Raw genomic sequence first — 24,749 nt, 5'->3', positions numbered from 1 at the left:
TGGTTAGCGCAAGAAACAGCGCATCAACTGAAGGCTTTTTCAGCAAAACGGGCGGGCATGTCTGCCCGCCAAAAGGATCACGCCAGCAATACACGCTCGATTGACGTGCAGCCCAGCGCTTTCAGGGTGGCGGCGGTGGCATCCCATTGAATCAGCGGTGCATCGGCAATTTCTGCCAGAATGGCGCGCTGAATATCCGGGTAGTCATAGCCGTTCAGGCTCAGCAGGTTCAGTGCGCCCTGCAGCGGTGGCAGCGTTGGGTTAAACGCGGCGTTTTCGGCATAGCTGCCGCTAAAAATACGCCCATCGCGGCATTGCAGTGCCACGCCGCTCGGGGATTTGCTGTACGGCGTGTGGCTCTTGTTGGCAGCGCGGATGGCCGCCTGGGTCAGGTCATCACCGGTCAGCGCGAAACCGTGGTCCTGCTCATCCATCAGCAGGGTTTTGATTTCAAGATCTTTCGGACCGAAGGCGTCAGGCAGGTAGTCGCCCAGCGTGTGCGGCGCGCGACCCGGCAGATTAATGCGCAGCTGCAGCCCGCTGTTCAGTTCATTCATAAACTGACGGCAGTGCCCGCACGGGGTGTAGTTCACGGTAATGGCGCTCAGGGCCTTTTCGCCGCGCAGCCAGGCGTGGCTGATGGCGCTCTGTTCCGCATGAACAGTCTGCTGCATGGTTGCGCCCAGGAACTCCATGTTTCCGCCGAAGTACCAGGTTCCGCTGACGCCGCGCGCAATGGCGCCAACGTTAAAGTGGGAAAGATCGGCACGTGCACAGGCGGCAGCCAGCGGCAGCAATGCGAAAGCCAGCGCGTCTTCGTCAAGATCCGTGGCCTGTTTCAGCGTGGTGATCTGCTCAGCGGTGAGCAGGGCGGGGAAATGCTCATCCGCCAGAATCGGGGCCAGAGCTGATTGCAAATTCTCTGCAAGCCGGGCGAAAGCCGCTTGAAAACGTGGATGCATGGCGTTTGCCTCATAAAGGTTAATGGATCGGTAGTGTACGGAGCCGCTGGGGCTTTATATGTGATCCATATCTCATTATGTATGCAACTTATGAAAGCAAAATGAAATTTGCGCGACGCATCGCAAATTTTAGCCCATCACCGCCAGAATCACGGGGAAAATGAACGGCGCCATCAGCGAGGTCATGATTCCGCAGATCACCAGTGCCAGCGAGCTGAACGCCCCCTCCTGATAATCCAGCTCCGCACAGCGGGCGGTGCCCAGCGCGTGCGACGCGGTGCCCATCGCCAGACCGCGTGCGGCTTTGGTATGAATGCGCATGACATTGAGCAGGGTATGGCCAAACACGGCGCCCAGTATGCCGACAAAGATCACGCACATGGCGCTGATGGCAGGAATGCCGCCGAGGCTGCCGCCCACGGCCATGGCGATAGGCGTGGTCACCGATTTCGGCAGAATAGAGGCGGCAATTTGCGCAGAGGCCCCCATCAGCAGTGCGACTGAAGTACCGGTGATCATCGCCACCAGGCTCCCCACAAAACAGATGGTAATAATGGATTTCCAGCGGGCGCGGATCTGGTGCAGCTGTTCATATAAAGGAAACGCGAGTGCGACCACGGCGGGTTGTAGCAGGTCGTTTAAAATTTTGCTCCCGGCAAAATAGCGTTCGTAAGGAATACCGGTAAGCAGCAGGAACGGGATAATCACCACCATCGCCACCAGCAACGGGTTAAGCAGCGGCATCTTGAACCGGGCGGCAAGTTTGCGTGCCGCGAAGAATACCGCCAGGGTTAATGGCAGCGACCACCAGATATTGGCCATCATTGTTTTGTTCCTTTCTGTCCAACCACTTTACGTTCGCCATGTACCAGATGCGAACTCCAGCTCACCACAAGGAAAACCACCAGCGTACTGACCGCGCAGGAGACGACAATCGGGCCGAACTGGGCTTTAAGCAGATCGAAGTACTGCATGACCCCGACGCCAATCGGCACGAACAGTAGCGCCATATAGCGAATAAGAACGAAGCAGCCCGGGTTGACCCACTTAGCGGGCAGAATTTGCAACGCCAGCAGAACAAAGAGGATCAGCATGCCGATAATGCTGCCGGGAATGGTGATAGGAAGCAGGGAAGCGATGAAAATCCCGGCGTACAGGCAGGCGTAAATCAGGACGAATGCGCGCAGATATTGCCAGATAATGTTCAATGATTTTCTCATGGTTAAAATCCTTGCTGAAACGCATTCATCATACAATTAAACCCGAAAGTGTGCCATGGATCACATCATGAATTTTAAGCATACCCGTCATTCCAGAATAGAACGTCGTGCTTTCAACATACATACAGAGCGATTACTATAGCGCGTCTTTTTTCACAGGTACTGCTATGCGTGTTTTACTGGCCCCAATGGAAGGCGTGCTCGACTCCCTCGTGCGTGAACTTCTGACCGAGGTGAACGATTACGATCTCTGCGTGACGGAGTTTTTGCGCGTGGTCGATATGTTGTTGCCGGTAAAATCGTTTTACAGACTCTGCCCGGAGCTGCACCGTCAGAGCCGGACTACCTCCGGCACGCTGGTGCGTATTCAGCTGCTGGGCCAGTATCCTGAATGGCTGGCCGAGAACGCCGCCCGTGCCGTCGAGCTGGGCTCTTACGGGGTCGATCTCAACTGTGGCTGCCCGTCGAAGCTGGTGAACGGCAGCGGCGGCGGGGCGACGCTGCTGAAAGATCCTGAGCTGATTTACCGTGGCGCGAAAGCGATGCGTGAAGCCGTGCCTGCCCATTTGCCGGTGACGGTGAAAGTGCGCCTGGGCTGGGACAGCGACGCGCGGCAGTTTGAAATTGCCGATGCGGTGCAGCAGGCCGGGGCTACTGAACTGGTGGTGCATGGCCGCACCAAAGAAGATGGCTACAAAGCCGAGCGCATTAACTGGCAGGCAATTGGTGAGATCCGCAAACGCCTCAGCATTCCGGTGATCGCCAACGGTGAAATCTGGGATTACCAGAGCGCGCAGGCCTGTCTCAAGGCCACCGGCTGCGAGGCGGTGATGATCGGCCGCGGGGCATTGAATGTGCCTAACCTCAGCCGGGTGATTAAATATAACGAGCCGCGTATGCCGTGGGCTGATGTTGTGACGCTGCTGCAAAAATATAGCCGTCTGGAAAAGCAGGGCGACACCGGGCTATATCACGTGGCGCGCATCAAACAGTGGCTCAGCTATTTACGCAAAGAGTACGATGAAGCGCTGGGGTTATTTCAGGAGATTCGGACATTACAGACTTCTGCGGATATTGCGCGGGTGATCCAGGCAAAATAATAAGCGTGTGACCGCAATTATCCCTGTGAAGCGCTGGACCAGACGCATGGGCTGGTTGACCTTTGCCCGGCGCGGTGCCGGGCAAATGAATCAGAAAATCATCTTGAACACACCCGTTACTACCAGCAGTCCTATCAGAAATATAATTAAAATGGCCCACAATAATATTTTCATTCCCTTCTCCTGCGTATGTATGTCAACAGTAAGTGTAGCAGGCGATTTATAATTAAGATGAATTTGTTAGTTTGACTTATTCTCGGCATGTATAATTTTCTAATTACAAAAATGTATGACAATTTGCGCATTGCCACGCATTACTAAAAAAAAGAGAGACATCAGGCGTACTTTGCGCCTTTATTTTTTGGCGTGAATGGCGTAATGAAACGTTTTCTTATTTTATCTCTGAGTGCTCCCTTTGCCGTTATTCTGGCCGGCTGTGCGCCGCAACATGCCACGGTAACTCCCTTTAATACCCAGTCACTCACGGCGTCGGTTAATACGGTGCTTCCTCATCAGGACTGGCCGAAAAATGCATGGTGGAAAGCGTATAACGATCCGCAGCTTGATAAGCTAATTGCCAAAGCATTAAGCGATGCGCCCGATATGCAGATTGCCCGTCAGCGTATTACCCTTGCCGAAGCCCAGGCCAAAGCAGCCCTGGCGGCCGACGGCCCGCAAGTTGATTTTTCGGCCGATGCTGAACGTCAGAAAATGTCCGCTGAAGGGCTGATGGGGCCCTTTGCCATAACCGACCCGGCTGCGGGCACCACCGGCCCCTGGTATACCAACGGTACCTTTGGTCTGACTGCGGGCTGGGATCTGGATTTGTGGGGCAAAAATCGCGCCCGGTTGGAGGCCCGGATAGGCAAGGTGAATGCGCAAAAAGCGGAGCTTGAGCAGACCCGTCAACTGCTTGCCAGCAGCGTGGCGCGGCTCTACTGGGACTGGCAAACTCAGGCCGCCGTGGAGGAGGTCCTCACGCAGATCAAATCCCAACAGGACAATATCATCGGTGCCGATCGCGAGCTGTATCAGCACGGGATCACCTCCTCTGTGGAAGGTGTCGAAACCGACATCAGTGCCAGCAAAACCGAAGAGCAGATCGCAGAGGTTCACGGCAAAATGAAAGCCATCGAGGCGCGTCTGAACGCGTTGACTAATACCCCCGCGCTGGCGCTCACACGGCATGCCTTACCGACGGTTGAAGCGTCGTTACCGTCGACGCTGGGATATGAACTGCTGGCCCGACGGCCGGATCTGCAGGCGGCGCACTGGTATATCGAAGCGTCAATGAGCGAGGTCGATGCCGCCAGAGCGGCGTTTTATCCTGATGTGAATCTGATGGCGTTTTTACAACAGGATGCCCTGCACCTGAGCGATCTGTTCCGTTCTTCAGCTCAGCAAATGGGTGTGACCGCCGGGCTGACTCTGCCCATTTTTGACAGCGGCAGGCTGAACGCGCAGCTGGATATTGCCCAGGCGCAGAACAATCTGTCGGTGGCGAACTACAACAAGGCGGTGGTAAATGCCGTGAACCAGGTGGCGCGCACGGCCAGCGAAGTAGAAATGCTGACGGCGAAAAATCAGCATCAGCAGCAGGTAGAAAAAGATGCGGCGCGCGTGGTGGCGCTGGCGCAGGCACGTTTTAGCGCCGGAATTATTGCCGGCTCGCGCGTCAGTGAAGCCAGAATTCCAGCGCTGAAGGAACATCTCGCCGGATTGATGCTGCAGGGTGAGTATATTGACGCCACGCTACAGCTCACCTCCGCGCTGGGTGGTGGTTATCATCATGGCTAATCAGGGTCATTATCTATACTTACCTCTTTGCCGTTCTTCAGGAGGTGAGTATGACCAAAGTAGCGATTGTTACCGCATCGGATTCGGGGATTGGTAAAACCACGGCCCTGATGCTGGCTGAACGTGGGTTTGATATTGGCGTCACCTGGCACTCTGATGAACAAGGGGCCCGGGATACCTGCCGCGAAGTGGAGGCGCAGGGTCGGCGGGCTGAAGCTATCCACCTTGATCTAAGCACCCTGCCACAGGGCGCGCAGGCGATAGAAACGTTAATTGCCCGTTTTGGTCGCCTGGACGTGCTGGTTAACAATGCGGGTGCGATGACCAAAGCGCCCTTCCTGGATATGCCGTTTGACGAGTGGCGAAACATTTTCACCGTCGACGTGGACGGTGCGTTTCTCTGTTCGCAGATTGCCGCACGTAAAATGGTGGAGCAGGGGGAAGGAGGGCGAATCGTCAATATCACCTCGGTGCATGAACATACGCCGCTGCCGGAAGCCAGCGCCTATACCGCCGCAAAACATGCGCTGGGAGGATTAACCAAATCGATGGCGCTGGAACTGGTGCAGCACAACATTCTGGTGAATGCCGTTGCGCCGGGGGCGATTGCCACACCGATGAATGATATGGACGAGAGTGAAGTGAAGGAAGGGTCGATGCCAGCGATCCCGCTCGCAAGACCGGGATATACCAAAGAGATCGCCAGTCTGGTGGCGTGGTTATGCGACAGCGACGCCAGCTATACCACCGGGCAGTCGTTTATCGTCGATGGCGGGTTTATGCTGGCGAATCCGCAGTTTAAGCCGGAAGGTTAGCTTCCCCTCACCCCGTGGGAGAGGGTGTGTTAAGTTCCCTCTCCCTGTGGGAGAGGGTTAGGGTGAGGGCAACAGACCACACTCACTCCTCATCCTGCTTCTTCTCTCTGTGCCGCATCCACAGCCTGACCCCAATCACCGCTACAACCACCAGAATCAGCCACGCCCAGTGCTTCAGATGCTGGTCAAGGTTATGCAGCCACGGGCCAATCACTTCTCCACCCACGTAACCGAGCGTGGTAAAGATCAGCGCCCAGGCGCACGCGCCAATCACGTTCAGCGGCAGGAAAATTTTCGGCGGCAGGCGGCTGGCGCCAATCAATATCGGCCCGATAATCCGAAAGCCGTACATAAAGCGGGTGCCAATCACAAACAGGTAAGGGTGGCGCTGGATCAGCCGCTGCGCGCGGTTAATTTTCTTCTTGTGCTTAGCGAAACGCTTAAGCAGCGTCGGCCCAAAACGCAGCCCCAGAAAGTAGAGCAGCTGATCGCCAATCATCCCGCCCAGCGCAACCGCGGCGACAACCAGCGGGAATTTAAGTAATCCCTGATGCGCGGCGACGCCGCCTAACAGGGTGATGGTTTCACCTTCTGCCACGCTTCCGACAACCAGCGAAGCGTATCCGTATTGTTCAATAACTCCGTTGATATCCATTACGTAAATATCATCTCCCTCAGCGTGCCTCGGTTAATCATATACCCCTTGTGACAACCGCGGGGCAATCAACGGAAATTTCCCACTGTACATAAAATAATCTAAACCCTGCATTATACTTAAGGTATCGATGACGGGCCGACAACAAGGGGGCGCTATGAACCATGTCTGGGGACTTTTTTCCCATCCCGATCGTGAAATGCATGTCATCAAAAGTGAGAACGAAACGGTCTCGCATCATTACACGCACCACGTGTTGCTGATGGCGGCGGTGCCGGTGATATGCGCGTTTATTGGTACAACACAAATCGGCTGGAACTTTGGTGATGGCACCGTAGTACAGCTTTCCTGGTTTACCGGGCTTTATCTTGCCATTCTCTTTTATGGCCTGATGCTGGCAGGGGTGGCGGTTATGGGACGCGTCATTCACTGGATGGCACGTAACTATCCGCAGCGTCCTTCCCTGGCACACTGTATGGTCTTTGCCGGATACGTCGCAACCCCGCTGTTCTTAAGCGGTATTGTTGCGCTCTATCCCCTGGTCTGGCTGTGCGCGCTGATCGGGACCATTGCGCTCTTTTACACCGGCTATCTGCTGTATCTGGGCGTACCTACCTTCCTGAATATCAATAAAGAAGAAGGCCTGAGCTTTTCCAGCTCTACGCTCGCCATCGGCGTGCTGGTACTGGAGGCGTTACTGGCGCTGACGGTGATTCTTTGGGGTTATGGTTACCGTCTCTTCTGAGTTAATTGCATTGCTGGCGTAAATGCCAGCAATGCAGCATCTGTTCACGATTATCCGCTGGCGACAATGCACGGTGACCGCTATGATGCCGAAGCCAGCCTGTGTTTCTCCGTCAACGCAGGCGGTGTACGTCATAACGTGCGTGAATAATTATCAGAAGTCTCACCATGCTGAAATTCCGAGTTTCTTTACTTAGCCTGGCACTGTTGCTGGGGGCGTCCGCTGGCGTGCCAGCTCTCGCCAAAACGCCCGCGGTGACCACCGCTGCTGCTCAACCGCAAATCGCTTCCGGCAGCGCGATGATTGTTGATCTCAACACCAATAAGGTGATCTACGCCAGCCACCCGGATCTGGTGCGCCCGATCGCCTCGATAACCAAATTAATGACCGCGATGGTAGTGCTGGATGCACATCTGCCGCTGGATGAAAAACTGAAAGTGGATATCAGCCACACGCCGGAGATGAAAGGGGTTTACTCCCGCGTACGCCTGAACAGTGAAATCAGTCGTAAAAATATGCTCTTGCTGGCGCTGATGTCGTCTGAAAACCGCGCCGCGGCGAGCCTCGCCCACCATTATCCGGGCGGCTACGACGCCTTCATTCGAGCGATGAATGCCAAAGCCAAAGCGCTGGGAATGAATAACACCCGTTTTGTTGAGCCGACAGGTCTGTCGATTCACAACGTCTCTACGGCGCGCGATCTGACCAAACTGCTGATTGCCAGCAAACAGTACCCGCTGATTGGGCAGCTCAGTACCACCCGTGAAGAGATGGCGACCTTTGCGAACCCGGCCTATACGCTGCCGTTTCGCAATACGAACCACCTGGTGTACCGCGAGAACTGGAATATTCAGTTAACGAAAACCGGCTTTACTAACGCGGCGGGTCACTGTCTGGTGATGCGTACCGTGTTCAACGGTAAACCGGTGGCGCTGGTGGTGATGGATGCCTTCGGCAAATATACTCACTTCGCCGATGCCAGCCGACTGCGCACCTGGATTGAAACCGGGAAAGTGCAGCCTGTTCCGGCCGCAGCATTGACGTATAAAAAGCAGAAAGCCGAGCAGATGGCGACGGCGCAGAACGATTAGGTAAAAGCAAAACGGTAACAGTGTTACCGTTTTTTATGTTTTCTCCCTCTCCCGGTGGGAGAGGGCCGAGGTGAGGGCACCAGACCGCACTGGGCCTATTCCGGCAGGGTCCAGTCTCCGTCGTTAAGCGGGCGCTGCATAATCACCGTATCCCGCCAGTCGCCTTTTTTGTAGCCCACGCTGCGCAGCTGACCGACCACTTCAAAACCGTGCTTTTTATGCAGCCGCAATGACCCGGCGTTATTATGGCCATCTCCCACAACCGCAATCATCTGACGCCAGGGACCTTGTTCGCAGCGTTCAATCAGCGCGTCCATTAGTGCACTGCCAAAACCGCGTCCGGTGGTGCTGGCATCCACGTAGATTGACTCTTCCAGCGTGAAGCGATACGCGTGTCGTGGACGGTATGGCGTGGCGTAGCAATAGCCCACCACAATGCCGCGATACAGCGCCACCAGCCAGGGCAAACCGTTATCGGTCACGTTTTTCAACCGCTTACGCATTTCATCAACGGTGGGGGGGATTTCCTCAAACGACGCACGTCCGTGAAGTACATGCCATGCATAAATAGCCGAAATGGCATGCACATCGTCGGGAAGGGCATCGCGCACTTCCACTTCGGTTACGGATAAAATATCAACAGCCGACATGATGTGCCTGCTCCTCGTCAAAGAATGCCGGAGAAACGTTTCTCCGGCGAGTGCAGGTACTCTAGTACGATTGAGCTGTGCTTAACAATCTCTTAAATATGGCTGTATGAATTAATCAGATGCTTGCGTAATGGCCTGCTCTGCGTTACCGCTCTCTTTCCAGTATTTATTCCGCGTTGTTTTACCAATGCCGGGATTCATACTGTTTGTAGGGTCATTCTCGCGATAAAACTGCTTAAGTGTCTCAGGGGCTTTGTAAAGATGCCCAACGTTGTGTTCCGCAGGATATTGTGCGCCACGTTCGCGCAGAAGGGCGAGCATCTCCTCTTTCAACGCGTGCGCGTCGACCCCTTTTTTAACGATGTAATCCTGGTGGAAGACGTAGCACATAAAGTGGCCGTAGTAGAGCTTATGCACCAGCTTGCTGTCGATTTCCGGCGGCAGGTGTTCAAACCACTCGGTATCGTTGCGTCGCAGGGCAATATCCAGCGCCAGAATATCCTCTACTTCTTCTGAGTGTACGGCCTGATAACGGATGGCGGCCCCCGCAGCGGCAAAACGGTGCAGGAACGCTTTGCTCCCCTCCTCAGGTGTACAGGCGAAGAAATCTCCCTCGGCGGTTTTAAAGAATTCGCTCAGCCAGTTTTGTGCTTCGGCGATCCCGTCCCCGGCCATTTTCAGCAGCAGGTGATGTTCATACTTGTCGCGCCAGGTTTTCATTCGCTCCGGCAGGTGGGCCGGGAAAACGTTACCCAGCTTCTGCATAAAGCGGTCGGTGAAGTGGGGTTTAAACAGCGGCACTTTCTCCAGCATTGCATCAGTGCGGCCCTTCATGGTGAAGAAGAACGGCATCTTGTCGGTGCCGAGCTTGTCGATCATCAGGAACGTATCTTTGCCGTAGCGTTCGGCGATGTCGTAAATATCCCGGTGCATATACTCGCCCGCCACCGGCAGATGCGTGAATTCGCCCAGAATATGACGACGGATTTCGGTCAGCACGTCAGGCTGATTGGTGCCGATGTAAAACACCTGCTGTTTTTTCTCGGCCGGGAAGGTGTCGAGCCGGACCGCGAAAACGGCCAGTTTGCCCGCGCAGCCGGAGGATTCGAACAGGCGATCCGGGTCGGCGTTGTAACGCGCTGGTGTATCCGCGTTGATATCCCGTACGCGGGTGATGTAATCGTGATCGTGGGCATGACGGCCATCGTGCTGTACATCTTCATCTTTCACGCGATCGTCGTCGAGCTTACTCAGGATCTGCTCCGGCGTGACGCCCAGATCGATTCCCAGATGGTTCACCAGCGTCAGCTTGCCGTTTTCATCAATACGGGCATAGAGCGACATTTCGGTATAAGCCGGGCCGCGCTGCACCAGCGAACCGCCGGAATTATTACAAATCCCACCAATGACGGAGGCGCCGATGCAGGATGAACCAATCACCGAATGCGGTTCTCGCCCAAGCGGCTTAAGCGCTTTTTCCAGCGAGTAGAGGGTGGTGCCAGGGAAGGCCAGTACCTGCTCGCCTTTATCGAGCAGGTGAAGTTTGTCGAGGCGCAGGGTGCTGATAATCACGATGTCGCGATCGTAATCGTTGCCGTTCGGCGTCGAACCTTCGGTCAGGCCGGTGTTAGCCGCCTGCATTAAAATAATCTTGTCCGCGGCGACGCAGGCGCTCAGGACGCGCCACAGCTCCAGCAGCGTGCCGGGAAAAACCACCGCCAGCGCATCGCCCTGTCCGGAACGAAAGCCCTTACGGTAGCGGGCAGTTTTGGCCGGGTCGGTAAGCAGGTGAGAGTGACCAACCAGGCGCGACAGTTCGTTAATAAAAGTCGTGTTATCGGCAGTTCGAACAGAAGACATCTTCCACTCCTTGTGGTGGGGCAAATTTCTCGCTGTAAAGCATAGCGCGATTAGCTGTTTAGAGGGCGCGTATTTGCGAGAAAAATCAGAGAATAACCCTGCAACGTTCTGAGGGTTTGTGGCACACTGCGCTTTTCGCACGCCCTGGCCGAGATCTTCCGGCGGAAATTGATGAGAGAGTAAAACGACATGAAATGGCTATGTTCTGTAGGTGTCGCCGTCAGCCTGGCACTGCAACCTGCGCTGGCAGATGAACTGTTTGGCAATCACCCGCTTACGCCTGAAGCACGGGACGCGTTTGTCACGGAATTGCTCAAGAAAATGACGGTCGATGAGAAGATCGGCCAGCTGCGTCTTATCAGCGTCGGCCCGGATAACCCGAAAGAGGCGATCCGCGAGATGATTAAAGAGAGCCAGGTAGGGGCGATTTTTAACACCGTGACCCGTCAGGATATCCGCAAAATGCAGGATCAGGTGATGGAACTTAGCCGCCTGAAAATTCCGCTGTTCTTCGCCTATGATGTGGTACACGGACAGCGTACCGTTTTTCCTATCAGCCTCGGTCTGGCCTCCTCCTTTAACCTCGACGCGGTGAAAACCGTCGGGCGCGTCTCGGCATATGAAGCCGCAGACGACGGCCTGAACATGACCTGGGCCCCGATGGTTGACGTCTCCCGCGATCCGCGCTGGGGCCGCGCGTCAGAGGGCTTTGGTGAAGATACTTATTTGACCGCCACGATGGGGAAAACCATGGTGGAAGCGATGCAGGGTAAAAGCCCGGCGGATCGTTATTCGGTCATGACCAGCGTCAAGCACTTCGCCGCCTATGGCGCCGTGGAAGGCGGTAAAGAGTACAACACCGTCGATATGAGCCCGCAGCGCCTGTTTAACGATTACATGCCGCCGTACAAAGCAGGCCTGGATGCCGGTAGCGGCGCGGTGATGGTCGCCCTGAACTCGCTCAACGGCACGCCTGCCACCTCTGACTCCTGGCTGCTGAAAGACGTGCTGCGCGACCAGTGGGGCTTCAAGGGCATCACCGTCTCTGACCATGGCGCCATTAAAGAGCTCATCAAACACGGTACGGCCTCCGACCCGGAAGATGCGGTGCGCGTGGCGCTCAAATCCGGCATCAACATGAGCATGAGCGACGAATATTACAGCAAATACCTGCCGGGGCTGGTGAAGAGCGGCAAGGTGACGATGGCGGAGCTGGACGATGCCACGCGTCACGTGCTGAACGTGAAATATGACATGGGGCTGTTTAACGATCCATACAGCCACCTGGGTCCGAAAGAGTCAGACCCGGCGGACACCAATGCCGAAAGCCGTCTGCACCGTAAAGAGGCCCGAGAAGTGGCCCGTGAAAGCCTGGTGCTGCTGAAAAACCGCCTCGACACGCTGCCGCTGAAAAAATCCGGCACCATTGCGGTGGTCGGCCCGCTGGCCGACAGCAAGCGCGACGTGATGGGGAGCTGGTCTGCTGCGGGCGTGGCCGATCAGTCCGTGACCGTGCTCACCGGCATTAAAAATGCGGTCGGTGAAAACGCTAAGGTGGTGTATGCCAAAGGGGCGAACGTCACTGATGATAAAGATATCGTGACCTTCCTCAATCAGTATGAAGAGGCGGTGAAGGTGGATCCGCGCTCGCCGAAAGAGATGATTGACGAAGCGGTAAACGCCGCGAAACAGTCTGACGTGGTGGTTGCCGTGGTGGGTGAAGCACAGGGGATGGCACACGAAGCCTCCAGCCGAACGGACATCACGATCCCGCAAAGCCAGCGCGATCTGATCGCCGCCCTGAAAGCCACCGGCAAGCCGCTGGTGCTGGTGTTGATGAACGGTCGTCCACTGGCGCTGGTGAAAGAAGATCAGCAGGCTGATGCTATTCTGGAAACCTGGTTCGCCGGTACGGAAGGGGGCAACGCCATCGCCGACGTGCTGTTTGGCGATTACAACCCGTCGGGCAAACTGCCGATGTCCTTCCCGCGCTCTGTCGGGCAGATCCCGGTGTACTACAGCCACCTGAATACCGGCCGTCCGTATAACGCCGATAAGCCAAACAAGTACACCTCCCGTTACTTCGATGAAGCGAACGGTCCGCTGTATCCGTTTGGTTACGGTTTGAGCTACACCACCTTTAAGGTCTCTGACGTGAAAATGTCGGCCCAGAGCCTGAAGCGTGACGGTAAAGTGACTGCCAGCGTTGACGTGACGAACACCGGTAAACGTGAAGGTGCGACGGTGATCCAGATGTATGTTCAGGATGTGACCGCCTCCATGAGCCGTCCGGTGAAACAGCTGCGCGGCTTTGAGAAGGTCAACCTGAAACCTGGTGAAACCAAAACCATCAGCTTCCCGATTGACGTGGATGCCCTGAAGTTCTGGAACCAGCAGATGAAATACGATGCGGAACCGGGCAAGTTCAATGTCTACATTGGTGTGGATTCCGCCCGCGTGAATAAAGGTGAGTTCGAACTGCTGTAACCTTTCCCTCCTTTGCATCCCCCGTTCACCGGGGGATGCGTCTTACCTTATGCTAAAAAGGCATTTTGCCGGGTAAATCCGCCGTTTTAAGCTACGCTTTTCTCTCAAGCCTCTGAAAAAGGCAGCAAAAAAATGAGGATAGTGGAATGACGATTAAAACGGGGATGGTAGTTTCTGCGGCGTTATTCGCGGCGCTAAGCCTGCCGTTACAGGCGGCAGAACCGGTAAAAGTGGGCTCAAAGATCGACACTGAAGGCGCGCTGCTCGGGAATATTATTTTGCAGGTGCTGGAAAGCCACGGCGTGAAAACCGTGAATAAAGTTCAGCTGGGTACCACGCCCGTGGTACGCGGGGCCATCACCTCCGGCGAGCTGGATATCTACCCGGAATACACCGGCAACGGGGCATTTTTCTTCAAAGATGAAAACGATCCGGCATGGAAAAACGCCAAAGCCGGGTATGAAAAAGTCAAAAAACTCGATGCAGAACAGAACAAGCTGGTCTGGCTGACTCCGGCTCCGGCCAACAACACCTGGACCATCGCGGTGCGTAAAGACGTGGCGGAGAAAGGCAAACTGACCTCACTTGCGGATCTCAGCCGCTACCTGAAAGAGAAGGGCGACTTCAAGCTTGCGGCCTCGGCGGAGTTTATCGAGCGTCCGGACGCGCTGCCTGCTTTCGAAAAAGCCTACGACTTCAAGCTTGACCAGGCACAGCTGCTCTCGCTCGCGGGCGGTGACACCGCGGTGACCATCAAGGCGGCGGCGCAGCAGACTTCTGGCGTCAATGCGGCGATGGCCTACGGTACGGACGGCCCGGTCGCGGCGCTTGGTCTGCAGACCTTAACCGATCCAAAAGGCGTTCAGCCTATTTATGCCCCCACGCCGGTGGTGCGTGAGGCGGTGCTGAAAGCCTACCCGGATATCGCCGACTGGCTCAAACCGGTCTTTGAAAAACTGGATGCAAAAACGCTGCAACAGCTCAATGCGAGCATTGCCGTAGAGGGACTGGATGCCAAAAAAGTGGCCGCCGATTTCCTGAAACAACAAGGGCTTGTGAAGTAACAGGACAGGGCTGTGCCAATAAAATGTTATAACCGCGTACTGCTGCTGTTGGCCTGTGTGGCCATTGCGGCGGTCGCGCTACCGTTTGTCAATGTGGCGCCAAACCGCCTGATGTCGGGGGAAGGGCGCGCGCTCTGGCAGGTCTGGCCGTTTACGCCGCTGCTGCTGGTTGTGGCGCTGGGTGCACTGGTTGTGCTCTCGCTCAGCCGTGGGCGGGTTGCACAGTGGCTGACGCTACTCCTCAGTGAAGGCCTCTTCATCACCTTGTTCTGGAGTGCCGGGCTTGCCGCCACGCACATGACCTCGGCGGAAAGTCCACTGGCGCGAACCACCGTGGGCAGTGGGCTGTGGCTGTGGCTGGCGCTGTGTCTGCTGGCCTGCAGCGATGCGATCCGCCGCCTGATCCCGTCGTCTGCCTGGCGCTGGGTGCTCAATGCCCAGATCTGGTGTATTCCGTTGCTGCTGCTGTTCAGCGGTGAGCTGAATAATCTCTCGCTGTTAAAAGAGTACGCCAACCGTCAGGAGGTGTTTGATGATGCGCTGGCGCAACACCTGACGATCCTCTTCGGCACGCTGTTCCCGGCGTTACTGCTGGGGGTACCGCTTGGCATGTGGTGTTATCGTCATCCCTCCCGCCAGGGCGGGGTTTTTGCCGTGCTCAACGTGATCCAGACCATCCCTTCCGTGGCCCTGTTTGGCCTGCTGATTGCGCCGCTGGCGGGGCTGGTGAAGTCATTTCCGGCGTTAGCCTCGGTCGGTATCGCCGGAACCGGATTAACCCCCGCGCTTATTGCCCTGGTGCTGTACGCGCTGCTGCCTCTGGTCCGCGGCGTGGTGGCGGGCTTAAGCCAGGTCGCGCCGGATGTACTGGAGAGCGCCCACGCGATGGGGATGAGCCGGCGACAGTGCTTCTGGCAGATCCAGCTGCCGCTCGCCTTGCCCCTGCTGCTGCGTAGCCTGCGGGTGGTGGCGGTCCAGACCGTCGGGATGGCGGTTATCGCCGCGCTGATTGGCGCAGGCGGTTTTGGCGCGCTGGTGTTCCAGGGGCTGCTGAGCAGCGCGCTGGATCTGGTGTTACTGGGCGTGGTGCCCACGATTGCACTGGCGGTCGTCATCGATGCGCTGTTTGCCTTATGGCTCGCGTTGCTCGGGAGAAGAGCCAATGATTGAATTTCACGATGTCAGTAAAACGTTTGCCGGTCGTCCGGCAGCAAGTCACCTGAACCTGAATTTTGCCGAGGGGGCGTTTTCGGTACTGATTGGCACCTCGGGGTCGGGGAAATCCACCACGCTGAAGATGATCAACCGCCTGGTGGAGCACGACAGCGGTGTAATACGTTTTGCCGGGGAAGAGATCCGCAGTCTGCCGGTGCTGGAGCTGCGTCGTCGCATGGGTTACGCCATCCAGTCCATCGGCCTGTTTCCCCACTGGACGGTCGCGCAGAACATTGCCACCGTGCTGCAGCTGGAAAAATGGTCGCGGGCAAAGAGTGACGAGAGGGTGGACGAGCTTATGTCGCTGCTGGGGTTAGAGCCTGGGCTGCGTGGCCGCTATCCGCATCAGCTTTCAGGTGGACAACAGCAGCGTGTGGGAGTGGCGCGCGCGCTGGCAGCGAACCCGCAGGTATTGCTGATGGATGAGCCCTTTGGCGCGCTCGATCCGGTTACGCGCGGGGCACTGCAGACCGAGATGACCCGCATTCACCGCATCCTTGGCCGGACGATCGTCCTCGTGACCCACGATATTGATGAGGCGCTGCGGCTGGCCGATCATCTGGTGTTGATGGACCACGGGGAAGTGATCCAGCAGGGTACGCCGCTTGAACTGCTGACCCATCCGCAGAACGATTTTGTGCGCGAGTTTTTTGGCCGCAGCGAACTGGGCGTCAGACTGCTCTCCCTGCGAACCGTCAGCGATTATATGCGTCGACAGGATGTGGCGATGGGCGGTGAAGCATTACAAGAACAGATGAGCCTGCGGGACGCACTCTCTGCGTTTGTGGCGCGCCAGTGCGAGGTACTGCCGGTTAAGGATGCCGCTGGGGCACCGTGTGGCACCCTGCATTTTCGCGATCTGCTGGCCGGGGAGGTGACGCGTGAAGGTCATGCGTGATCCGCTCCTCTGGCTGACGGTGCTTTTTGTTGCCCTGCTGTTTCTGATGCCGCACAGTGCGGCGCTGTTCAGCTCGCTTTTTCCCGGCCTGCCGCGCCCCGTCTATCAGCAGGAGAGTTTTATCAATCTTGCCCTGGCGCACCTGTGGCTGGTGGCGCTCTCCAGCGCGATTGCCGTGGTGCTGGGCGTGGGGGCGGGGATTGTGGTCACCCGGCCCTGGGGAAGAGAGTTTCGCCCGCTGGTAGAGACGATTGCGGCTATCGGACAGACATTTCCGCCGGTGGCGGTACTGGCGATTGCGGTGCCGGTGATCGGGTTTGGTCAGCAACCGGCTATCATTGCGCTGATCCTTTACGGCGTGTTGCCTGTTCTTCAGGGGACGCTGGCGGGCATTGCGTCGGTACCGGCATCGGTACTGAGCGTGGCCGAAGGGATGGGCATGAGCAGCGGTCAGCGGCTGTGCAAGGTTGAGCTGCCGCTTGCGGCACCGGTGATTATCGCGGGGATCCGTACGTCGGTAATTATTAACATCGGCACGGCGACCATCGCGTCTACGGTGGGGGCCAATACGCTGGGAACGCCGATCATTATCGGCTTAAGCGGGTTCAATACGGCCTATATCGTTCAGGGTGCGGTACTGGTGGCGCTGGCGGCCATCGTTATCGATCGCCTCTTTGAACGACTGGCCCGGCTTCTCAGCCGACACCGCCACGAACAATAAATGAGTACCCGGCCAGCATCACGCCGCCGATGCCGCTTACGGCCATCAGTACAAAAAGGGTAATTACGGCCAGTTTGGTTGCCTTCATCATCTGCTCCTGTTGTTAACGGAACAATTATACGGTGAAGCGCAGCTGTTAATGAACCATTAAATGCCGTTACGTTTCGTCGGGGCCCAGGGCGTAAACCGGATAACCGTGCTCCCGCCATTCCGTCAGCCGCTGTTGCTGCGAGGCGGTGGGCACTTCCCCGCACCAGACCAGCAGAGTCTGGCCGTCGAAGAATTCGGGCCGTAGCTGAGCCAGCGAATGCGCCAGCACCTCCACGCGCCAGCCCTGTTGGGTGGCGATCCAGGCTTCGAGCCACAGCCGCGTGGTATCGTGCACGTTCCAGCCGACAACCAGCGCGTCTTTTCCGCCCTTGTTTCGCGCCGAGGCCAGACAGACGGCGATATAATTGATCAGCACCCCGTCGAGCATACTCAGCAGCGCCTGCAGGGTAGAGTGCTGGCATTGCAGCCGTCGACGAAGCGGGATGAAAAGATGGTTGATTAAGGTTTGCGCCGGATAATCGCGGCCTTGCTCTTTGATCCACGCGCGCAGACGTTGAACGTTGCCCGCCTGCAGGAGCCGGAGCAGGGTTTCCTGCTGTTCGCGCCAGCGGTGTTGGGTATCGGGATCGTCATGGCAGAGCAGCGACTTTACCTTGCTCACCTGCACACCGTTATCTATCCAGCTTTTGATCTCGCGGATCCGATCGATGTCGGCATCATTGAAAAGGCGGTGACCGCCGTCCGTGCGCTGCGGTTTGAGTAAACCATACCGTCGCTGCCAAGCCCGTAGCGTGACGGGATTGATATCACAAAGGAGTGCCACTTCACCGATCGTGTAAAGCGCCATATTCGCCCCCTGGCTAACGCGTCCCCAGCTTAACTGTAGACCCAGTTTGTCGAACCAGGAAGAATTGCTTTTTTTTGTACAAATAATGCGAAGCAGCCGTTATGTTCGGCAAAAGATGTGATGACGGACACGATTTACCGCTTTTTTGGACTGCTTCAAAGAAACTTCGGCGCCTTCAGTGTATGTTACGCGTTTTCAGAAGGTGCGGTTCCTGAGTATGTACGAGTTTAATCTGGTGCTGCTGTTGCTTCAGCAGATGTGCGTGTTTCTTGTCATCGCCTGGTTGATGAGTAAGACGCGTCTGTTTATCCCGCTGATGCAAGTCACCGTCCGCCTGCCGCACAAGCTCCTCTGTTATGTGACTTTCTCCATTTTCTGCATCATGGGGACCTATTTTGGCCTTCATATCGAAGACTCCATTGCCAATACGCGCGCCATCGGCGCGGTGATGGGCGGGCTGCTCGGCGGCCCGGTTGTGGGTGGCCTTGTCGGTTTAACCGGTGGGCTGCACCGCTATTCCATGGGCGGGATGACGGCGCTGAGCTGCATGATCTCGACCATCGTGGAAGGGCTGCTTGGTGGCCTGGTGCACAGCTACATGATCAAACGTGGCCGCCCGGATAAAGTCTTCAGCCCGCTTACCGCTGGCGCGATCACCTTTGTGGCCGAAATGGCGCAAATGGCGATCATTCTGCTTATCGCCCGACCTTTTGAGGACGCACTGCATCTGGTGAACAGTATTGCCGCCCCGATGATGGTCACCAACACCGTGGGCGCGGCGCTGTTTATGCGCATTCTGCTCGACAAGCGCGCCATGTTTGAGAAATACACCTCGGCGTTCTCTGCCACGGCACTGAAAGTCGCCGCTTCAACCGAGGGGATCCTGCGTCAGGGCTTTAACGAAGAAAACAGCATGAAGGTGGCGCAGGTGCTCTATCAGGAGCTGGATATCGGTGCCGTTGCGATTACCGATCGTGAAAAGCTGCTGGCCTTTACCGGTACCGGCGACGATCACCACCTTCCTGGCAGACCGATTTCGTCCGCGTATACGCTTCGTGCGATAGAGACCGGTGAGGTAGTCTATGCCGACGGTAACGAAGTGCCTTACCGCTGTTCGCTGCATCCGCAGTGTAAGCTCGGCTCTACGCTGGTCATTCCGCTGCGGGGGGAAAACCAGCGGGTGATGGGAACCATTAAGCTCTACGAAGCGAAGAACCGCTTGTTCAGCTCGATCAACCGGACGTTGGGGGAGGGGATTGCGCAGCTGCTTTCCGCGCAGATCCTGGCGGGGCAATATGAGCGGCAAAAAGCCCTGTTAACGCAGTCGGAGATTAAGCTCCTGCACGCTCAGGTGAACCCGCATTTCCTGTTTAATGCCCTCAACACCCTGAAAGCGGTGATCCGTCGCGACAGCGATCAGGCCGCGCAACTGGTGCAATTTCTGTCGACGTTTTTCCGCAAGAACCTGAAACGGCCGTCTGAGATTGTGACCCTGGCCGATGAGATTGAACATGTTAACGCCTATCTGCAGATTGAGCAGGCGCGCTTCCAGTCTCGTCTGCAGGTGTCGTTATCCGTGCCGGATGAGCTGGCGTATCAGCATCTCCCGGCCTTTACGCTGCAGCCTATTGTGGAAAATGCCATTAAACACGGGACATCGCAGCTTCTGGGCACTGGGGAGATCACTATTTCTGCCAGCCGTTTTAATCATCATCTGGTGCTGAATATTGAAGACAATGCCGGGCTTTACGTCCCGTCCGCTTCCGGCGGGCTGGGGATGAGCCTGGTGGATAAACGCCTGCGCGCTCACTTTGGGGATGGATGTGGCATCACCGTGGCCTGTGAGCCGGACCGATTTACCCGTATTACGTTACGATTGCCGCTGGAGGAGACCGCATGTTAAGAGTGCTGATAGTCGATGATGAACCGTTGGCACGGGAAAACCTGCGCGTGCTGTTGCAGGAGCAGAGTGACATTGAGATTGTGGGAGAGTGCGCCAATGCCATTGAAGCCATTGGTGCTGTACATAAACTGCGTCCGGATGTGCTGTTCCTCGACATCCAGATGCCCCGTATCAGTGGGCTGGAGATGGTCGGCATGCTTGACCCGGAGCATCGCCCGTATATCGTGTTTCTGACGGCGTTTGACGAATATGCCGTGAAGGCCTTTGAAGAACACGCGTTCGATTACCTGCTGAAGCCGATTGAAGAGAAGCGGCTCGAAAAGACCCTGACGCGTTTACGCCAGGAGCGTACGGTACAGGACGTCACGCTGCTGCCGGAAAACCAGCAGCCGCTGAAGTTTATCCCGTGTACCGGGCATAGCCGGATTTACCTGCTGCAAATGGATGATGTGGCATTTGTCAGCAGTCGCCTGAGCGGGGTGTTTGTCACCAGCGCCGAGGGCAGTGAAGGCTTCACCGAGCTGACGCTGCGCACGCTGGAGAGCCGCACGCCGCTTGTCCGTTGCCATCGGCAGTATCTGGTTAACATGGCGCACCTGAAAGAGATCCGTCTGGAAGATAACGGTCAGGCAGAGCTGGTACTGCGGGCCGGTCAAACGGTACCCGTCAGTCGTCGCTACCTGAAAAGTTTGAAAGAGGCGATTGGGCTGTAAAACTGGTACACTGCGCGCCATTGCATCATCGACAGTTAAAGGCACTCATGCTTAGTAATGATATTCTTCGTAGCCTGCGCTACACCCTGAAAGCAAACAACAACGATATGGTGCGCATTCTTGCGCTGTCTGCCATGGAATCCACCTCTGCTGGTTTTGACATCTGGATGACCAAAGAGGACGAAGAGGGGTTTGTTCGCTGCCCTGACATTATCCTGTCAGGCTTCCTGAACGGCCTGATCTACGATAAGCGTGGCAAAGATGATTCTGCACCTGAACTGGCGCTGGAGCGTCGGGTGGACAACAACACGGTGCTGAAAAAGCTGCGTATCGCGTTCTCGCTGAAAACGGATGATATTGTGGCGATCATGACAGAGCAAAAATACCGCGTATCCGTGCCAGAAGTGACCGCCATGATGCGTGCGCCGGGCCACAAAAATTACCGCGAGTGCGGCGACCAGTTTCTGCGTAACTTCCTGCGCGGGCTGACCCACCGGGTGCATAATACGAAGGCGTGATTGCGGAATGGGTGCGGCCTGATGCCCTCATCCCGGCCCTCTCCCTGTGCGAGAGGGAGAACAAAAAAGCCGGAGTTAATCTCCGGCTTTTTTGTTATTTCACCTGCTGACCCGGCTTCGCGCCTTCGTCAGGGCTTAACAGGAAGATATCTTTCCCGCCAGGGCCTGCGGCCATCACCATCCCCTCAGAGATGCCGAAGCGCATTTTACGCGGTGCCAGGTTCGCGACCATGACTGTCTGACGGCCAATCAGTACCTGCGGATCAGGATAGGCAGAACGGATGCCGGAGAAGACGTTACGCTTCTCACCGCCAAGATCCAGCGTCAGGCGCAGCAGCTTGTCAGAGCCTTCCACGAATTCCGCGTTTTCAATCAGTGCCACGCGCAGGTCAACTTTAGCGAAATCGTCAAAGGTGATGGTCTCCTGAATCGGATCGTCTGCCAGCGGGCCGGTCACCGGTGCGGCAGCTGCTTTCACCTCTTCTTTCGAGGCTTCCACCAGGGCTTCAACCTGTTTCATTTCGATGCGATTGTAGAGCGCCTTGAAGGTATTCACCTTGTGGCCAAGCAGCGGTTGCTGGATTGCATCCCAGCTCAGTTCGGTGTTCAGGAACGCTTCTGCACGCGCTGCCAGCTGCGGCAGTACAGGCTTCAGCCAGGTCATCAGCACGCGGAACATGTTCAGACCCATGGTGCAGATCGCCTGCAGGTCAGCGTCGCGGCCTTCCTGTTTCGCGACAACCCATGGGGCCTGCTCGTCCACATAGCGGTTGGCTACATCGGCCAGTGCCATAATTTCACGAATTGCTTTACCGAATTCACGGCTTTCCCAGGCTTCGCCAACCGCAGCGGCGGCATCGGTGAAGGTTTTATACAGCTCAGGATCGGCCAGTTCGGCAGAAAGCACGCCGTCAAAACGCTTGGCGATAAAGCCCGCGTTTCGGGACGCCAGGTTCACCACCTTGTTCACGATGTCCGCGTTCACGCGCTGCACGAAATCTTCCAGGTTCAGGTCGATATCGTCGATGCGGGAAGAGAGCTTCGCCGCGTAATAATAACGCAGGCTGTCCGCATCAAAGTGGTTCAGCCAGGTGCTGGCTTTGATGAACGTCCCACGCGATTTGGACATCTTCGCGCCGTTCACCGTCACGTAGCCGTGAACAAACAGATTGGTTGGCTTGCGGAAGTTGCTGCCTTCCAGCATTGCCGGCCAGAACAGGCTGTGGAAGTAAACGATGTCTTTGCCGATGAAGTGATACAGCTCGGCGGTGGAATCTTTCTTCCAGTATTCGTCGAAGCTGACGGTGTCGCCACGCTTGTCGCACAGGTTCTTGAAGGAGCCCATGTAGCCGATTGGCGCGTCCAGCCAGACGTAGAAATATTTGCCCGGTGCATTTGGAATTTCGAAACCAAAGTAGGGCGCATCGCGGGAGATATCCCACTGCTGCAGACCGGATTCGAACCACTCCTGCATTTTGTTCGCTACCTGCTCCTGCAGCGCGCCGCTGCGGGTCCACGCCTGCAGCATTTCGCTAAAGGATGGCAGGTCGAAGAAGAAGTGCTCGGAGTCACGCATCACAGGCGTGGCGCCGGAGACCACCGATTTCGGGTCGATCAGCTCTGTCGGGCTATAGGTAGCGCCGCACACTTCGCAGTTATCGCCGTACTGATCCGGTGATTTACATTTCGGGCAGGTGCCTTTGACGAAACGGTCCGGCAGGAACATGCCTTTTTCAGGATCGTACAGCTGAGAAATAGTGCGGTTTTTAATAAAACCGTTCTCTTTCAGACGGGTGTATATAAGCGTTGACAGCTCGCGGTTCTCCTCGCTGTGCGTGGAGTGGTAGTTGTCATAGCTGATGTCAAAGCCAGCAAAATCGGTCTGATGCTCCTGACTCATTTCGGCAATCATCTGCTCCGGGGAAACTCCCAGCTGCTGGGCTTTCAGCATGATCGGCGTGCCGTGGGCATCGTCCGCGCAGATGAAGTTAACCTCGTGGCCGCGCATTCGCTGGTAACGGACCCAGACATCAGCCTGGATATGCTCCAGCATGTGGCCGAGGTGGATTGAGCCGTTGGCGTACGGCAGTGCGCACGTTACCAGAATTTTTTTCGCGACTTGAGTCATAGTAGGCATTACTTCTTTTAACTGTGAAAAGGGTTTTTGATATTACCAAAAGGGGCATTATTAAGTAAGCACAAACCACGGCCTTTCAGGTAAACTTGTTCATCTAAGGTCTTATTCACAAGAACAAAGGAGTCGGGATGAGTTCGCAATCCCAGGCCAAATCACCGGAAGCCTTACGAGCAATGGTCGCCGGGACGCTGGCTAACTTTCAGCATCCAACCCTGAAGCACAATCTCACTACGCTGAAAGCGTTGCACCATGTCGCATGGCTGGACGATACGCTGCACATCGAGCTGCAGATGCCGTTCGTCTGGACCAGCGCCTTCGACGCGCTGAAAGAGCAAACCAGCTCGGAGCTGCTGCGCATTACCGGTGCAAAAGCGATTGACTGGAAGCTGAGCCACAGTATCGCCACCCTCAAGCGGGTGAAAAACCAGCCCGGCGTTAACGGTGTGAAAAACATCATCGCCGTCAGCTCTGGCAAGGGCGGGGTGGGGAAATCGTCTACCGCCGTCAACCTGGCGCTCGCGCTGGCGGCCGAAGGGGCGAAGGTCGGTATTCTGGATGCGGATATCTACGGGCCGTCAATTCCCAACATGCTGGGCGCAGAAAACCAGCGTCCAACCTCGCCAGATGGAACCCACATGGCGCCAATCATGGCGCACGGTCTGGCAACGAATTCCATCGGTTATCTGGTGACTGATGACAATGCGATGGTCTGGCGTGGTCCAATGGCCAGCAAAGCGCTGATGCAGATGCTGCAGGAGACCCTGTGGCCGGATCTGGATTATCTGGTGCTGGATATGCCGCCGGGTACTGGTGATATCCAGCTGACGCTGGCGCAGAACATCCCCGTCACCGGGGCGGTTGTTGTCACCACGCCGCAGGATATCGCGCTGATCGACGCCAAAAAAGGCATCGTGATGTTTGAGAAAGTCGAGGTGCCTGTGCTCGGTATCGTCGAGAACATGAGCATGCACATCTGCAGCAACTGTGGTCATCACGAGCCTATCTTCGGCACCGGCGGTGCAGAAAAACTGGCGGCGCAGTATCACACCCAGCTGTTGGGACAGATGCCGCTGCACATCACGCTGCGTGAAGATCTGGATAGCGGGAAACCGACGGTCATCAACCGCCCGGACAGTGAGTTTGCGGAGTTGTACCGTCAGCTGGCGGGGCGCGTTGCGGCGCAGCTTTACTGGAAGGGTGAAGTCATTCCTGGCGAAATCGCCTTCCGCGCGGTGTAATTCTTCTGCGCTTGAGTGCCGGGTGGCGCTTCGCTTACCCGGCCTACAAATGGCACCATCAT

Annotated in this window: 24 protein-coding genes; 14 read left to right on the top strand and 10 right to left on the bottom strand. The window is 56.4% G+C overall.

Features of this window, described 5'->3' with window-relative positions; all coding sequences use genetic code 11:
* Positions 1-77 precede the first annotated feature (77 nt).
* The 3 genes from cdd to ACQG22_RS15595 form a co-directional block, all read right to left on the bottom strand.
* Positions 78-962, bottom strand: coding sequence for a cytidine deaminase (gene cdd / locus ACQG22_RS15605; RefSeq protein ID WP_029883070.1), 885 nt, complete (start codon positions 960-962; stop codon positions 78-80).
* A 129-nt stretch (positions 963-1,091) separates the two neighbouring features.
* A complete protein-coding gene (locus tag ACQG22_RS15600) occupies positions 1,092-1,787 on the bottom strand; it encodes a CidB/LrgB family autolysis modulator (protein ID WP_013097948.1) in 696 nt (231 codons plus the stop codon).
* Positions 1,784-2,182, bottom strand: coding sequence for a CidA/LrgA family protein (locus ACQG22_RS15595; RefSeq protein ID WP_023619766.1), 399 nt, complete (start codon positions 2,180-2,182; stop codon positions 1,784-1,786). Before ACQG22_RS15595 ends, ACQG22_RS15600 begins: the two co-directional genes overlap by 4 nt.
* 167 nt (positions 2,183-2,349) lie before the next feature.
* On the opposite strand from ACQG22_RS15595, the gene dusC reads away from it, so the two are divergent.
* Entirely contained in the window at positions 2,350-3,282 is a 933-nt protein-coding gene (dusC, locus tag ACQG22_RS15590) for a tRNA dihydrouridine(16) synthase DusC (RefSeq protein ID WP_013097946.1), read from the top strand.
* A gap of 90 nt (positions 3,283-3,372) precedes the next feature.
* Here dusC and yohP read toward each other — a convergent pair whose 3' ends face one another.
* Positions 3,373-3,456 carry a small membrane protein YohP gene (gene yohP / locus ACQG22_RS15585; RefSeq protein WP_000698460.1) on the bottom strand — a complete coding sequence of 28 codons (84 nt, stop codon included), beginning with the start codon at positions 3,454-3,456 and terminating at the stop codon, positions 3,373-3,375.
* 204 nt (positions 3,457-3,660) lie between these two features.
* On the opposite strand from yohP, the gene mdtQ reads away from it, so the two are divergent.
* A complete protein-coding gene (gene mdtQ, locus ACQG22_RS15580) occupies positions 3,661-5,079 on the top strand; it encodes a multidrug resistance outer membrane protein MdtQ (RefSeq protein WP_129327885.1) in 1,419 nt (472 codons plus the stop codon).
* A 50-nt stretch (positions 5,080-5,129) separates the two neighbouring features.
* Entirely contained in the window at positions 5,130-5,894 is a 765-nt protein-coding gene (locus ACQG22_RS15575) for an SDR family oxidoreductase (protein WP_080453126.1), read from the top strand.
* Between the two features lie 82 nt (positions 5,895-5,976).
* Here the strand turns inward: ACQG22_RS15575 and ACQG22_RS15570 are convergent, their stop codons facing one another.
* Positions 5,977-6,549: a DedA family protein gene (locus ACQG22_RS15570; protein WP_369706645.1), complete on the bottom strand. Its 573-nt coding sequence runs from the start codon at positions 6,547-6,549 to the stop codon at positions 5,977-5,979.
* Positions 6,550-6,706: 157 nt separating this feature from the next.
* Between ACQG22_RS15570 and ACQG22_RS15565 the strand changes: the two genes are divergently transcribed.
* Positions 6,707-7,294, top strand: coding sequence for a Yip1 family protein (locus ACQG22_RS15565; protein ID WP_013097942.1), 588 nt, complete (start codon positions 6,707-6,709; stop codon positions 7,292-7,294).
* Positions 7,295-7,461: 167 nt separating this feature from the next.
* On the top strand, positions 7,462-8,385 hold the full coding sequence (pbpG, locus tag ACQG22_RS15560; protein WP_013097940.1) for a D-alanyl-D-alanine endopeptidase: 924 nt from the start codon (positions 7,462-7,464) through the stop codon (positions 8,383-8,385).
* 95 nt (positions 8,386-8,480) lie between these two features.
* On the opposite strand, the gene ACQG22_RS15555 is transcribed toward pbpG, so the two are convergent.
* Both ACQG22_RS15555 and dld read right to left on the bottom strand, forming a co-directional pair.
* The gene (locus ACQG22_RS15555) at positions 8,481-9,035 is read right to left on the bottom strand and encodes a GNAT family N-acetyltransferase (RefSeq protein ID WP_020690140.1); all 555 of its coding nucleotides are present in this window, start codon (positions 9,033-9,035) and stop codon (positions 8,481-8,483) included.
* Positions 9,036-9,146: 111 nt separating this feature from the next.
* The gene (gene dld, locus ACQG22_RS15550; RefSeq protein ID WP_040022463.1) at positions 9,147-10,895 is read right to left on the bottom strand and encodes a D-lactate dehydrogenase; all 1,749 of its coding nucleotides are present in this window, start codon (positions 10,893-10,895) and stop codon (positions 9,147-9,149) included.
* A gap of 189 nt (positions 10,896-11,084) precedes the next feature.
* On the opposite strand from dld, the gene bglX reads away from it, so the two are divergent.
* From bglX to ACQG22_RS15525, 5 genes are all read left to right on the top strand, one after another.
* The gene (gene bglX, locus ACQG22_RS15545; protein ID WP_369706646.1) at positions 11,085-13,382 is read left to right on the top strand and encodes a beta-glucosidase BglX; all 2,298 of its coding nucleotides are present in this window, start codon (positions 11,085-11,087) and stop codon (positions 13,380-13,382) included.
* A gap of 146 nt (positions 13,383-13,528) precedes the next feature.
* Positions 13,529-14,446, top strand: coding sequence for a glycine betaine ABC transporter substrate-binding protein OsmF (osmF, locus tag ACQG22_RS15540; protein WP_013097936.1), 918 nt, complete (start codon positions 13,529-13,531; stop codon positions 14,444-14,446).
* A 12-nt stretch (positions 14,447-14,458) separates the two neighbouring features.
* Positions 14,459-15,616, top strand: coding sequence for an ABC transporter permease (locus ACQG22_RS15535; RefSeq protein ID WP_045903352.1), 1,158 nt, complete (start codon positions 14,459-14,461; stop codon positions 15,614-15,616).
* Positions 15,609-16,559, top strand: a complete 951-nt coding sequence (locus tag ACQG22_RS15530) for an ABC transporter ATP-binding protein (RefSeq protein WP_057071275.1) — start codon at positions 15,609-15,611, stop codon at positions 16,557-16,559. Before ACQG22_RS15535 ends, ACQG22_RS15530 begins: the two co-directional genes overlap by 8 nt.
* Positions 16,543-17,280, top strand: a complete 738-nt coding sequence (locus ACQG22_RS15525) for an ABC transporter permease (RefSeq protein ID WP_057071274.1) — start codon at positions 16,543-16,545, stop codon at positions 17,278-17,280. The genes ACQG22_RS15530 and ACQG22_RS15525 overlap by 17 nt, the downstream gene beginning before the upstream one ends.
* Here the strand turns inward: ACQG22_RS15525 and ACQG22_RS15520 are convergent.
* Positions 17,255-17,368: a protein YohO gene (locus ACQG22_RS15520; RefSeq protein WP_010433613.1), complete on the bottom strand. Its 114-nt coding sequence runs from the start codon at positions 17,366-17,368 to the stop codon at positions 17,255-17,257. The two genes, ACQG22_RS15525 and ACQG22_RS15520, sit on opposite strands and share 26 nt — an antisense overlap.
* A gap of 69 nt (positions 17,369-17,437) precedes the next feature.
* Positions 17,438-18,178 carry an HTH-type transcriptional regulator MlrA gene (gene mlrA, locus ACQG22_RS15515; RefSeq protein ID WP_029881769.1) on the bottom strand — a complete coding sequence of 247 codons (741 nt, stop codon included), beginning with the start codon at positions 18,176-18,178 and terminating at the stop codon, positions 17,438-17,440.
* Between the two features lie 217 nt (positions 18,179-18,395).
* On the opposite strand from mlrA, the gene ACQG22_RS15510 reads away from it, so the two are divergent.
* From ACQG22_RS15510 to ACQG22_RS15500, 3 genes are read left to right on the top strand one after another with little or no spacing between them, the layout of a single operon-like run.
* Positions 18,396-20,081, top strand: a complete 1,686-nt coding sequence (locus ACQG22_RS15510; protein ID WP_013097931.1) for a sensor histidine kinase — start codon at positions 18,396-18,398, stop codon at positions 20,079-20,081.
* Positions 20,075-20,794 (top strand): two-component system response regulator BtsR, encoded by a 720-nt coding sequence (btsR, locus tag ACQG22_RS15505; RefSeq protein WP_057071273.1) that lies wholly within the window; start codon positions 20,075-20,077, stop codon positions 20,792-20,794. Before ACQG22_RS15510 ends, btsR begins: the two co-directional genes overlap by 7 nt.
* Positions 20,795-20,841: 47 nt before the next feature.
* Positions 20,842-21,312 carry a DUF1456 family protein gene (locus ACQG22_RS15500; RefSeq protein ID WP_057071272.1) on the top strand — a complete coding sequence of 157 codons (471 nt, stop codon included), beginning with the start codon at positions 20,842-20,844 and terminating at the stop codon, positions 21,310-21,312.
* Positions 21,313-21,406: 94 nt separating this feature from the next.
* Here ACQG22_RS15500 and metG read toward each other — a convergent pair whose 3' ends face one another.
* Positions 21,407-23,440 carry a methionine--tRNA ligase gene (gene metG, locus ACQG22_RS15495; RefSeq protein WP_023619774.1) on the bottom strand — a complete coding sequence of 678 codons (2,034 nt, stop codon included), beginning with the start codon at positions 23,438-23,440 and terminating at the stop codon, positions 21,407-21,409.
* 137 nt (positions 23,441-23,577) lie between these two features.
* On the opposite strand from metG, the gene apbC reads away from it, so the two are divergent.
* A complete protein-coding gene (apbC, locus tag ACQG22_RS15490) occupies positions 23,578-24,687 on the top strand; it encodes an iron-sulfur cluster carrier protein ApbC (RefSeq protein WP_369706647.1) in 1,110 nt (369 codons plus the stop codon).
* Positions 24,688-24,749 lie beyond the last annotated feature (62 nt).

Source organism: Enterobacter cloacae complex sp. 309I3, assembly GCF_050031595.1.
Lineage (GTDB): Bacteria > Pseudomonadota > Gammaproteobacteria > Enterobacterales > Enterobacteriaceae > Enterobacter > Enterobacter cloacae.
Note: the sequence above shows the minus strand (reverse complement) of the source record. Positions and strands in the feature narration are given on the sequence as shown.

Coding starts and splice junctions, on each gene's coding strand:
- cdd (WP_029883070.1), bottom strand. CDS start 962: ATGCATCCACGTTTTCAAGCGGCTTTCGCCCGGCTTGCAGAGAATTTG.
- ACQG22_RS15600 (WP_013097948.1), bottom strand. CDS start 1,787: ATGATGGCCAATATCTGGTGGTCGCTGCCATTAACCCTGGCGGTATTC.
- ACQG22_RS15595 (WP_023619766.1), bottom strand. CDS start 2,182: ATGAGAAAATCATTGAACATTATCTGGCAATATCTGCGCGCATTCGTC.
- dusC (WP_013097946.1), top strand. CDS start 2,350: ATGCGTGTTTTACTGGCCCCAATGGAAGGCGTGCTCGACTCCCTCGTG.
- yohP (WP_000698460.1), bottom strand. CDS start 3,456: ATGAAAATATTATTGTGGGCCATTTTAATTATATTTCTGATAGGACTG.
- mdtQ (WP_129327885.1), top strand. CDS start 3,661: ATGAAACGTTTTCTTATTTTATCTCTGAGTGCTCCCTTTGCCGTTATT.
- ACQG22_RS15575 (WP_080453126.1), top strand. CDS start 5,130: ATGACCAAAGTAGCGATTGTTACCGCATCGGATTCGGGGATTGGTAAA.
- ACQG22_RS15570 (WP_369706645.1), bottom strand. CDS start 6,549: ATGGATATCAACGGAGTTATTGAACAATACGGATACGCTTCGCTGGTT.
- ACQG22_RS15565 (WP_013097942.1), top strand. CDS start 6,707: ATGAACCATGTCTGGGGACTTTTTTCCCATCCCGATCGTGAAATGCAT.
- pbpG (WP_013097940.1), top strand. CDS start 7,462: ATGCTGAAATTCCGAGTTTCTTTACTTAGCCTGGCACTGTTGCTGGGG.
- ACQG22_RS15555 (WP_020690140.1), bottom strand. CDS start 9,035: ATGTCGGCTGTTGATATTTTATCCGTAACCGAAGTGGAAGTGCGCGAT.
- dld (WP_040022463.1), bottom strand. CDS start 10,895: ATGTCTTCTGTTCGAACTGCCGATAACACGACTTTTATTAACGAACTG.
- bglX (WP_369706646.1), top strand. CDS start 11,085: ATGAAATGGCTATGTTCTGTAGGTGTCGCCGTCAGCCTGGCACTGCAA.
- osmF (WP_013097936.1), top strand. CDS start 13,529: ATGACGATTAAAACGGGGATGGTAGTTTCTGCGGCGTTATTCGCGGCG.
- ACQG22_RS15530 (WP_057071275.1), top strand. CDS start 15,609: ATGATTGAATTTCACGATGTCAGTAAAACGTTTGCCGGTCGTCCGGCA.
- ACQG22_RS15520 (WP_010433613.1), bottom strand. CDS start 17,368: ATGAAGGCAACCAAACTGGCCGTAATTACCCTTTTTGTACTGATGGCC.
- mlrA (WP_029881769.1), bottom strand. CDS start 18,178: ATGGCGCTTTACACGATCGGTGAAGTGGCACTCCTTTGTGATATCAAT.
- ACQG22_RS15510 (WP_013097931.1), top strand. CDS start 18,396: ATGTACGAGTTTAATCTGGTGCTGCTGTTGCTTCAGCAGATGTGCGTG.
- btsR (WP_057071273.1), top strand. CDS start 20,075: ATGTTAAGAGTGCTGATAGTCGATGATGAACCGTTGGCACGGGAAAAC.
- ACQG22_RS15500 (WP_057071272.1), top strand. CDS start 20,842: ATGCTTAGTAATGATATTCTTCGTAGCCTGCGCTACACCCTGAAAGCA.
- metG (WP_023619774.1), bottom strand. CDS start 23,440: ATGACTCAAGTCGCGAAAAAAATTCTGGTAACGTGCGCACTGCCGTAC.
- apbC (WP_369706647.1), top strand. CDS start 23,578: ATGAGTTCGCAATCCCAGGCCAAATCACCGGAAGCCTTACGAGCAATG.